Below are 10,567 nucleotides of genomic sequence, written 5' to 3' on the forward strand. Positions count from 1 at the left end.
ACAAAACGCTGACGAAGCGACGCTAATGGTCTGTCACAGTTAAAAGTTAGGGTTGATCGTAGTGGACGAGGCGACGAGTCCTTGGATTTGACGCCAGTTCAGGACTCGTCGCCTCGTCCACTACCGAAAAGATCTCGCAAAATTTGCCACAGATTGCTCACGCGCCTCGGCTCAATAGATCGCTAGCCGCTATCGGTCCCAGGCATTCACGTCACCCGCGACCGAATGCGTGTGAGCAGGGAGATTGAGCAAACCAGTGAGAGCTAGTCATCGAAGCGGTGCGATAACACGTCGGGGTACTGGTCGTGGACCTTGACGATCAATTCACCGAAAAGTGTGTTGGCCCACGCGAACCAGTCGCGGCTGTAGTCGGCGGGGTTGTCCTTGTTGAATGACTCGTGCATAAATCCGGTACCGGCATGGGTGTTCCGCAGCATCGTCACACATTCGAACACCTCCTCTTGGGAAGTGCTCGAGAGTGCTCGCAGGATAATTCCCATCGGCCAGATGTTCTCTTTGCCCGTATGCGGACTCGCCTGCCCCGCCGCCGCCGATCCTTTCAGGTAATACGGATTGTGCTGGCTGAGTAAGAACGCGCGGGTGCGTTGGTAAATGGGATCGGTCGGTTGGTGAATCCCCAGATACGCCAACGACATCAGACTGGGGACGTTGGCATCATCCCAGAACGCTGCGTTGCCAAAACCGTCGACTTCATAGGCATAGATCTTGCCATAGTCGAGATGGTCTCGAACAGCATATTGATCGATCGCAGCTTGGACTTCGTCGGCAAGGGCCGTGCATTGATTGGCAAAGTCCTGGTCCTCGAGCTCCTCTTTAAAAATCACCGCGAGTTGCCGCAAGGACTGTATCGCGAACAGATTCGATGGGATCAGGAACGGGTACAGCGTGCTATCGTCGCTCGGCCGGAACCCGGAAACGATCAGGCCCACCGGTTGGATCGGGCGACCCGTGCCATCAAACGGTGGTGCGTCGAGCATCCGCGATGTCTCCCGGAGGAACCGATACGGTGTCGTGCCATCCTTACGCTGCTCGGTGCGGAAGGTCTTGACGACCAAACGCATCGCGTTCTGCCACTCATCGGTGAAGATCGACGCGTCGCCTGTTCGTTGGAAGTAGGCATTGGCTAAGCGGATGGGATAGCAGAGCGAGTCGATTTCCCATTTGCGTTCATGCACGCCTGGAATGGGCGCTGGCCGATCACTCGCCCAGTGCGATGGCTGAGTCGGATCTTTGTAGAACGCGTTGGCATAGGGATCGAGCAGAATGCATCGGTTCTGACGATGGATGAGACCTTTGACCAATCGCGTCAGCTTTTCGTCGGACCGCATGTACGGTAGGTAGGGCCAGACCTGGGCGGTGGAATCCCGCAGCCACATCGCGTCAATATCACCCGTGATGATGAACGTATCGGGCTGGCCGTCTGACTCCTCGAAGTCCACTGTCGTGTCGAGCGTATTGGGATAGCAGTTTTCAAAGAGCCACGCCAGTTGCGGGTCAGCGATGTCCGCCTTCACACGGTCAATGGTTTTCTCAACCGACGGGCAAGTGAAGCGTCGTTGATCGACAGGTGGCCGTTTGCTCGTAAATTCTAGGCTACCCGTTGAGTCGTCGCCGACCGAAATGCGGCTGCTGGCGACCGCCAATGTCACACCCGCAGCGGCCTGGAAAACCTCTCGCCGCGAAAACAGCAAACTCGAATTCGATGGTCTGTGGGCGTTCGTCATGTTGGCATTCTCGAGCGAGAGGTGTTGAAAAGAAGGATACCGATATCCTAACTCACCCACGCTGAATTTGCCGCCAATCCCAAATCGCTTCGTTGTCAAAGCGAGCGGGGCTGTCTGCGGTGTTCCGCTTCAAAGCTGCAGAAACGTCTTCCACGATTCGTAGCGAGGATCGTCACAGGATAGGGTCATCAACGGGTTGAACCGCGGTTTCGCAGGATGCGATAGCAGTTTCATGCGAGCCTGCTGTGGCGTCCGGCCGCCTTTGCGGCTGTTGCATCGTACGCAACTGCAAACGATGTTCTCCCACGTGGTCGCACCACCATGCGATCGGGGCACGACGTGGTCGAGGCTGAGTTTCGCCATCGGTTCGGTCTTGCCACAGTACTGACAGCGGTATTCATCACGAGCGAACAAGTTCCGCCGATTGAATCGAACCGTTTGCGTTGGCATCCGGTCGAATCGCGTCAGGCGGGCAATGCGGGGGACCTTGATCTCAAAGTCCACCGCTTGCAAAAACTCTTCATCAGGTCGCTTGTCCAAGGCTGCCAATTGGCTGATTTCGCACCAAGAATCAAAATCGTAGCTGACATATTGGCCGTCATCACAATCGATTACCTCGGCGCAGTCTCGATACAACAGGGTCATCGCGCGGCGCACGTTGACCACTCGAATCGCCATGTAGAAACGATTCAAAACCAAAACGTTGGTATCTAAAACCCTCGCGTTCATGGATACTGCTGTCCTTTCGCTCGGCGAAATGGGGATCACGTATTCGGTAGGTCCATATTAGCGAGTGAGACAGCGTCGATCCACGTTTCGAGGCCGAATTGCTCGAATCCGACCTTAAAAATGAGCTTCCCCGAGAAACGTCGGCACCATCGTGCAACGAGTGCAGGTGGTGCGACCATCGAATCGATGTTCCATTGACTCGCATTTTAACAGTGTCCCGTTGAGACGGCCTTGAGCGTTTCTGGGTTCACCTGATTGCCTCGACTTCATCAAACCATGACTGAATCAACCGAATATCTTCATGCCCTGCTCACTTCGGGGGGGACGTTTCTAATTGCGACCCTGCTCATCTTCATGTGCGTGGGGGCATGGCTGCTGAATCTGGTCGCCCTGCCCGGCAATTGGTTGGCGGTTTTGGTGTTGGCTGTCTATGCGTGGTTGGGACCGGAATCGGGACGCACGGAGATCGGTCTGGTCCCACTGGGATTGGCGTTTTCGGTGGCGGTGATCGGTGAATTGGTGGAATTCGCCGCAGGAGCGGTCGGAGCAAGTCGGGCTGGCGCGAGTCGCCGCAGCACGCTGATGGCGATCGCCGGGTCGATGGTCGGGGCGGTTATCGGCGGCATCATCGGGTTGCCGGTTCCGGTCCTCGGACCGGTCTTGGCCGCACTCCTGTTCGGCGGGCTAGGGGCGACCGCAGGGGCGATGCTAGCGGAATGGTACGACGGCAAACCATGGCGTGAGAACTGGCGGATCGGCCACGCCGCGTTCTGGGGCCGCACCACCGGGACGGCTGGCAAGATGGTCGCGGGGCTGCTGATCCTGCTGATTTGCCTGATCGCGGTATTGTTTTAAGGCCAATCGCCGCGTCGAGGACCAGCCCGCAAGGGCCGCATCCGCATATCGAACTAGGATTTTTCAGCGAAATTGTCTAGTCTAATGGTGTATTCGGTGTCCCTCTGTTTCTCCTCACTCGGCCTGCTGCCTCTTTTCTATGCTCAAAGCGCTCGAGCTGGCCGGATTTAAGAGCTTTGCGGATCGCACCCGCTTTGATTTCCCCGATGGAATCACCGTCGTCGTTGGCCCCAACGGTTCCGGCAAATCCAATATCGTCGATGCGATGAAGTGGGTCTTGGGCAGCCAGAGCGCCAAGAGCCTTCGCGGCAAGGACATGTCCGACGTGATCTTCAAGGGGTCGCAGACGCGAGGCCCCTCTGCCGCGGCCGAAGCCACGATTGTTTTTGATAATTCTGGCGGCGAGCTGCCCGTCGATGCCCCGGAAGTTCACGTCACACGCCGCGTCTACCGCAGCGGGGAGGGCGAATACCTGATCAACAATCAGGCCGTCCGCTTGAAAGACATCCGTGCGCTGATCCGGGGCACCGGGATCGGTATCGATGCCTACAGCCTGATCGAACAGGGCAAAGTCGATCGGATGCTGCAGGCCAACGCCAAGGACCGCCGGGCGATCTTCGAAGAAGCCGCCGGGATCAGCCGCTTCAAAGCCAAGAAGGTCGAGGCCGAACGACGGCTCGCTCGCGTCCAGCAGAACCTGACCCGGCTCGGCGATATCGTTGACGAGGTCGCCACGCGACTGAAAACACTCAAAAGCCAAGCGGGGAAGGCCGAGCGGTACCGGCAATCGACCGAGCGGCTCAAAGAACTTCGCACCGTCGTGGCGTGGACGGATTGGCTATCGCTGTGCAGCGAGCTCGAATCGGCGCAGCAGCGACTCACGGATGCGACCTCCGAACACGCCCAGCACGAACAGGACCGAGAGGCCTTCGAGGAACAGCGCCAAACCGCTGAAATGGCGCTACAGGCGATCGCCGACGAAGCCCGCGAGGCAGAGCGAGATCGTGGAGAACGCTCCGGCGAAGTCGCCCGCCTGCAGGGCCGCCGTGAATCGGACCAAACCACGCTCAGCGAGCAACGCCGAGCACTCGCCGGCCACTACCGCCGCCTCCGCGTCATGCGGACGGCATCGGGCAGCGCCACAGCGGATCTGCAGAAGGCGGTTGCCGATCTGGAAATCGCGCAGGATCACGCCGCCGAGGTCTTGGAGAAGAAGCAGCACATCACTGTCGAGCGGGATCGGCTGCAGAAGGCGGTTCACGGCATCGCCGATCGTCGCGACGAACTGCAGCGGGAACACCTCGCAGGGGTGCGGCGTGTGGCCGACCATGAAGCCAATCGGCAACGGGTCGCTCAACAGATCGAGGAAGCCGCTCGCGCCATCGCTGAAACGAAGCGGGGGTTGGCGGCTGCTGAGGAGAGTTTGCAGTCTGCCCAGGAGGATCACGAAGCCGCCACAGCCCAAGTGTCCCAGCTCGTTTCGGAGATTGCAGCCTCGCAAAAGTTGGTCGAAATCGCCGACGCTAAACTCGCGGAAACTCGCCGCTTGTTCGAACGTCGCCGCGACGAGGTCGGTTCACTCAAAATCCGCTTGCAGGGAATTTCAGAGCGCGCCAAGGTCCTCGGTGAACTCGAAGAACGCCACGAAGGGGTCAGCGGCGGAGTGCGAGAGCTACTCCGTCTGCCAGAGGGATCTCTCCGGGAACAACTCGTCGGGATCGTCGCAGAGTGTTTCGACGTCGATCGTCAGGTCGCACCCCTCATCGATGCCGCCCTCGGACCACGCAGCCAATATGTGATCGTTCGCGGCAGTGAGATCGGTGACGCGATCGCCGCTGGCCAGATCAAAATCCCCAGCCGTGTGGGCATTATTCGCTTGGACGAATTGCCCAACCGACGCCCCGGTGACCAAATTCGCCTCGACGGGCTCGCTGGCGTGATCGGACGGGCCGACCGGATGGTGGACTGCCCGGAAGATCTCCAGCCGCTCACGCGGCACTTGCTGGGCAACACCTGGCTGGTCGATTCGGTAGCCACCGCGTTGGGATTGCGTCGGCTCTCCGGTGCAGGATTGCGTTTTGTCACGGCAGCGGGCGATCTGCTCGACAACGATGGCTCCTCCGTGCTCGGACCACCCGGCGGTGAGAGTGGGCTGATCAGCCGGCGCAGCGAGCTGCGATCGGCGCGGGCGGAGATGCAGCACTACGGATTCCAGATTCAAGAGGGGGAAAAGGAACTCGCCCGACTGGCCGGTGAGATCGACGAGCAGGCGGCTGAGTTCGGACGTCAAGAGCAAGCCCAACGCAATTGGATCACCGCCCACGCGGCGGCCGAAGCACGCAGCCATCACGTCGCCGAGCGACTTGCCGCACGCCAGTACACTGTCGATCAATTGCAGGCTGCCGCCCATGATCACGAACAAGCCCACGGTCGTGCTCAAGACGAAGACGCGGAACTGAACGCTGCTATTGGCGATGGCAAATCGGCGATTGGCAGGCTCGAAGAACAACGCGCCGCGATCGAAACAGAACTCAGTACGGCGACAGCAGAGCTGCAGACGGTTCAAAGTGACGCGATGAGCATCTCGGTTGAATCGGCGAGGCTCGAACAACAAGTCGAATCGCTCGCGACAGCCGCCGAGGTCGCCCGGCGAGACCAATCCCAACGCGAAGCGGCTAAGCAAGAAATACAAGACGCGATCACCCACACGCGTTCACGGCTCGAGCAAGTCGAAGGCCGAATTCTCGAGGCGGATAACCGCCTGGCCGGCCTGCTGATCGAGATCGAAGCGGCTGACGACGAACTTCGCGAGTTCGCCAAGCGAGCGGAAACGCAGCGGACGGCTGCCAAAACGATCCAGGTTCAATCTCAAGCCGCAGCCAAAGCCGTTTCTGCGGCGAGCGAAGCGATCTCGTCGATCTCGTCCGCCCGCGATGCCGCGGAGCTGAAACGCAACACACTCGCTGATCGGATTGCCGAAGACTACGAGATCGATCTGCGCAATGACGAACCGCCTGAGGAACTCGCTGAGATCGAGAACCGAGACGAAGTCGACGCCGAGATTAGCAAGCTGCGTAGCGCCGTGCAGAATGTTGGCTCTGTCAATATGGAAGCCCTCGATGAACTCAACGAGTTGCAAGTCCGCTACGACGAATTGCACGGACAATACCAAGACCTCACCGCAGCCAAGGACTCCCTGCAGCGAGTGATCGCCCGCATCAACTCAGATTCGAGGCGATTGTTTCTCGATACACTTGAAGCGATCCGGCAGAATTTCCAGAAGCTCTACCGGAAGTCATTTGGTGGCGGACATGCCGACTTGGTTTTGGAGGAAACCGACGACCCGCTCGAAGCCGGTGTCGAAATCGTCGCCACGCCGCCTGGCAAACCCAGCTTCAGCAACTCATTGCTTTCGGGGGGCGAAAAGGCACTGACGGCCGTTGCGCTGTTGATGTCGATCTTCCAGTACCGGCCCAGCCCGTTCTGTGTTCTCGATGAGGTCGACGCGCCCTTCGACGAAGCCAACATCGGCCGCTTCGTCACTGTGCTCAACGAGTTTCTCGACCAATCCAAGTTCGTCGTCGTCACGCATAGCAAGAAAACGATGACCGCAGCGACGACACTTTACGGAGTCACGATGCAGGAATCCGGCGTCAGCAAGCAGGTCTCGATCCGCTTTGAAGACGTCAGCGAGGACGGCCAGATCAGCGCTGCCTAGTAGCGGCGAGACACCCTGAAGATGCGGACGGAGCGTCGGCGTACCGGTCGAGAGTATCCAACGTATGCGTTGGCTAATCAGCTAGAAGGGCAATCGGAAGGGCCAACAGGAAGGGCAAACTCGATCCAAGCCACCACGCGGCAGCGATACGATCCTCGTCTCCCGGCAAGTCTACGATAGCGCGGGTCGACTGCGCGACAGTATCGACCCTGCCGGCAAGATTTCGCGGACCATTTACGATGCCGCCAGTCGCCAGAGCGAAACGATCGATAACGTCGTCGATCCACCCGCCAGTTCGAGCACAGGCACTGCCTGCACAGCATCGGATGATCAAAACCAAACCGTGCAGTTCACTTACACACCCGATGGAGACCTCGACACGCTCACCGCAGTCAATGCCGCTACCGGTAACCAGGTGACGCAGTACATCTACGGGACCACACTGTCAGACAGCGCGATCGCGTCGAGCAGCCTGCTGCGTCGCGAGATCTACCCGGATTCAACCGGCACGTCCGATAGCGTCAGCTACACGTATAACCGCCAGTCGCAGCGGACCAGCCTCACGGATCAAAACGGTACGACCCGCCAGTACGACTTCGATGCCCTCGGTCGTCAGACGCAAGACCGGGTGACGACCTTAGGTGCAGGCGTCGACGGAGCGATCCGCCGCGTAGAGCAAACCTACAATGTTCGCGGCAACGTCTCGGCGGTGACCTGTTATAATAACCCGTCGGTCGGCAGCGGATCGATCGTCAATCAAATCACCCGACAGTTCGATGGGTTCGGACAAGTGACCAACACGTTCCAATCGCACAGCGGCGCGGTCAACCCCGCCTCGACACCCAGCGTGGGACGGTCGTACACCGACGGCAGCGGGAACGTGCTGCGTCCCACCGCCACGCTCTATCCCAACGGGCGAGAAGTCACGCTCGACTACGGTAGCAGTGGCTCGATCACCGATAAACTGAACCAGGTGTCCAGTCTAGTCGATGATGATTCCACCGTCTTAGCCGCCTACGAATACCTGGGTCTCGGCACCTTCGTCCAACAGGACAGCACACAGGCCGATCTCCGCTACACGCTAATCTCGCCAACCCTCTCGACCGACCCCGACACTGGCGACATCTACAGCGGTCTAGATCGCTTCGGTCGGGTAAAAGACGTTCGCTGGCGAGATGTCTCGGCAGACACCGATCTGTCCCGGATCGAGTACGGCTATGATCGGGCCAGCAACCGCACGTGGCGAGAGAACCCGTCGGATCCCAATCGGGAACACGACTGGCTGTATCAGTATGACGGGCTCAATCGCCTGCAGTCTGCCCAGCGTGGCCAGCTCAATGGCACGCACACCGCGATCACTTCGCTCGACGCCGCTCAGTGCTGGACGCTCGACTCGACAGGTAACTGGAAAGAGTTCCGGCAGGACGAGAACGGCGACGGAACTTGGGATTTTAATCAGACGCGGACTGCGAACGAAGTCAACGAGATCACCGACATCAGCAACACGCCGAGCGACATCTGGGCGACCCCCGTTTACGACAGGAACGGTAACACGACGACCAACCCCCGCCCTGATCTTGGCACCGATGCGACAATGACGGCGACGTTCGACGCCTGGAACCGGATGACGAAGCTGGTCGATGACGCGACTTCGAACGTGCTGCTCGAAAATCAGTTCGACGGCCGCAACTTCCGCGTCGTTGCCAAGGAGTACACCTCGGGAACACTCGCGCGGACGCGTCAGTACTACTTCACGGACGCCTGGCAGTGTGTCGAGGAACACGTGGACACGTCCAACACGCCACGTCGCCAATACGTATGGGGAATGCGGTATATCGACGATCTCGTGCTGCGAGACCGCGACATCTCACCGTCGGGAGGACTCTTGACCGAGCGACTGTATTACCTGGCCGATGCGAACTGGAATACGACGGCGGTGGTGAGTGATTCGGGGAGTGTTCAAGAACGCTACGAGTATGACCCGTACGGCAACCTAAGCATCTTCGCGGCCAACTTCACGCCGCGAGCGGTCAGCAGTTACGGCGTCCACTACACCTACACTACTCGCGAGTGGACACCGGATGCCGGGCTGTACTACTTCCGTAACCGCTGGTACGACGCTCAGCTGGGCAGGTTTAGCTCCAGAGACCCGATCGGATATTTGGATGGGGCAAGTCTGTATCAGTATGTTCAAGGATCTCCTTTGACCAGCGTAGACCCTTTTGGCTTATACGAGCGGGCTCCAGGCATCAAAGACTGTTTGGATGACTTCTGGCAAGACCCATCTTATATGCGGCATTTGCAGGAGGATTATAAGCACGAGACCAAGCACCGCCGAGAAGCGATGAAAAGGTGCAAAAATCCCCTGGAACCTAGACGTGACTTTTGGTGCAAGCGTGCCATGAGCCGCGAGGACGACAGACAAAAAGCTTGCAGAAAGATTGCTTCGCTACTTGATTGCTTCGAAAAAGTATGTGGGCCATGGTCCGAATCTGTAGAAGATCTCAAGAATGCACTGAAAAACCTATTGGATGGTCCATGCCGCGATACTTTTTCGGTTCCGGTTCCGGAAACTTTACCGAATCCAGTGCCCGTACCTTCTAATCCGAATATAGTGCCGATTGAGAGATATATACCGGCGACCCGGCCCACTGTGAGGCCGGGATGGGGAATACCTTCTCTTCCGATCTTTATTATGCCTATTTTCCCGACTGTTCCTAATATGGCGTAACATGCCGCGCGACGTTCTGCGTAGCTACGAAATTTCTGATCTCTACGTTTCAGCACCGCACAACACTAACTCGTACACAATTGCTTGAGATGAATAACCCCCTGTTTCTTCAAAGCATAGTTGAGCAGACACGACCTGGCGAATGTGGGATAGTGACGCAGCATATTGGAGTCCTACTGTGCGTTTCTTCTTTAACAGATACTAAGACGCCAGACCTGATGACAGCGATTTGGGACGTTCGTTCTGAACTGGGCAGACAACTTCAGCATCTCTTAACTGACGACGCGACTGCAGCGTATGCCAAGAAGGGAATTCGAAGACTACTTAGTTTTGTGACCTATGATCATGAATTAGCAGATTTCATTGTTCACGAAATTTTCGAAAGAGCGATTTATTTCTCTCACCATCACGACTCGCATCCAGCGAAGCGGATTGTTGAATGGCTATGGGAAATTGAAGCGGATATCCCTTGGCTTCTCGATCTATCTTATGCATTAAACCAAGAATATTTCGAAGCGGACAAATTGCGTTTTGGGTAACTATTCAGTCTGCTGATGCCTTGAAAGCGGCCCAAATGGGTCAGCGGGAAGAAAAAGGTGACGGGGGTAGTTTTAGCTGATTCAGTCGTTCAAAATGAGCCTTTCTACGCGATCATCCTTGAGGCGAGCCATGCCCCGGCAAAAGCGATCTGACGAAGCGGGGATCATTTACCATGCCCTGAATCGTGGAAATGATCGGAATGAAATTTTCAAGAAGCCTGAGGACTACGATGCGTTCATTCGCATCGTC

At 57.7% G+C, this 10,567-nt stretch carries 6 protein-coding genes; 4 read left to right on the plus strand and 2 right to left on the minus strand.

Features of this window, described 5'->3' with window-relative positions; all coding sequences use genetic code 11:
- Positions 1–263 precede the first annotated feature (263 nt).
- Positions 264–1,745 carry a glycoside hydrolase family 125 protein gene (locus CA85_RS08860; protein ID WP_146390943.1) on the minus strand — a complete coding sequence of 494 codons (1,482 nt, stop codon included), beginning with the start codon at positions 1,743–1,745 and terminating at the stop codon, positions 264–266.
- A gap of 129 nt (positions 1,746–1,874) precedes the next feature.
- Positions 1,875–2,474 (minus strand): HNH endonuclease, encoded by a 600-nt coding sequence (locus tag CA85_RS08865; protein ID WP_146390944.1) that lies wholly within the window; start codon positions 2,472–2,474, stop codon positions 1,875–1,877.
- A gap of 276 nt (positions 2,475–2,750) precedes the next feature.
- Here CA85_RS08865 and CA85_RS08870 point away from each other — a divergent pair, with 276 nt between their 5' ends.
- From CA85_RS08870 to CA85_RS08885, 4 genes are all read left to right on the plus strand, one after another.
- Positions 2,751–3,329 (plus strand): DUF456 domain-containing protein, encoded by a 579-nt coding sequence (locus CA85_RS08870; RefSeq protein WP_146390945.1) that lies wholly within the window; start codon positions 2,751–2,753, stop codon positions 3,327–3,329.
- Positions 3,330–3,468: 139 nt separating this feature from the next.
- Positions 3,469–7,047: a chromosome segregation protein SMC gene (gene smc, locus CA85_RS08875; protein ID WP_146390946.1), complete on the plus strand. Its 3,579-nt coding sequence runs from the start codon at positions 3,469–3,471 to the stop codon at positions 7,045–7,047.
- Positions 7,048–7,390: 343 nt separating this feature from the next.
- Positions 7,391–9,778, plus strand: coding sequence for an RHS repeat-associated core domain-containing protein (locus CA85_RS08880; protein WP_146390947.1), 2,388 nt, complete (start codon positions 7,391–7,393; stop codon positions 9,776–9,778).
- A gap of 89 nt (positions 9,779–9,867) precedes the next feature.
- A complete protein-coding gene (locus CA85_RS08885) occupies positions 9,868–10,317 on the plus strand; it encodes a hypothetical protein (RefSeq protein WP_146390948.1) in 450 nt (149 codons plus the stop codon).
- Positions 10,318–10,567: the final 250 nt, after the last annotated feature.

The sequence above is a fragment of the Allorhodopirellula solitaria genome (genome assembly GCF_007859855.1).
Lineage (GTDB): Bacteria > Planctomycetota > Planctomycetia > Pirellulales > Pirellulaceae > Rhodopirellula > Rhodopirellula solitaria.

Coding starts and splice junctions, on each gene's coding strand:
- CA85_RS08860 (WP_146390943.1), bottom strand. CDS start 1,745: ATGACGAACGCCCACAGACCATCGAATTCGAGTTTGCTGTTTTCGCGG.
- CA85_RS08865 (WP_146390944.1), bottom strand. CDS start 2,474: ATGAACGCGAGGGTTTTAGATACCAACGTTTTGGTTTTGAATCGTTTC.
- CA85_RS08870 (WP_146390945.1), top strand. CDS start 2,751: ATGACTGAATCAACCGAATATCTTCATGCCCTGCTCACTTCGGGGGGG.
- smc (WP_146390946.1), top strand. CDS start 3,469: ATGCTCAAAGCGCTCGAGCTGGCCGGATTTAAGAGCTTTGCGGATCGC.
- CA85_RS08885 (WP_146390948.1), top strand. CDS start 9,868: ATGAATAACCCCCTGTTTCTTCAAAGCATAGTTGAGCAGACACGACCT.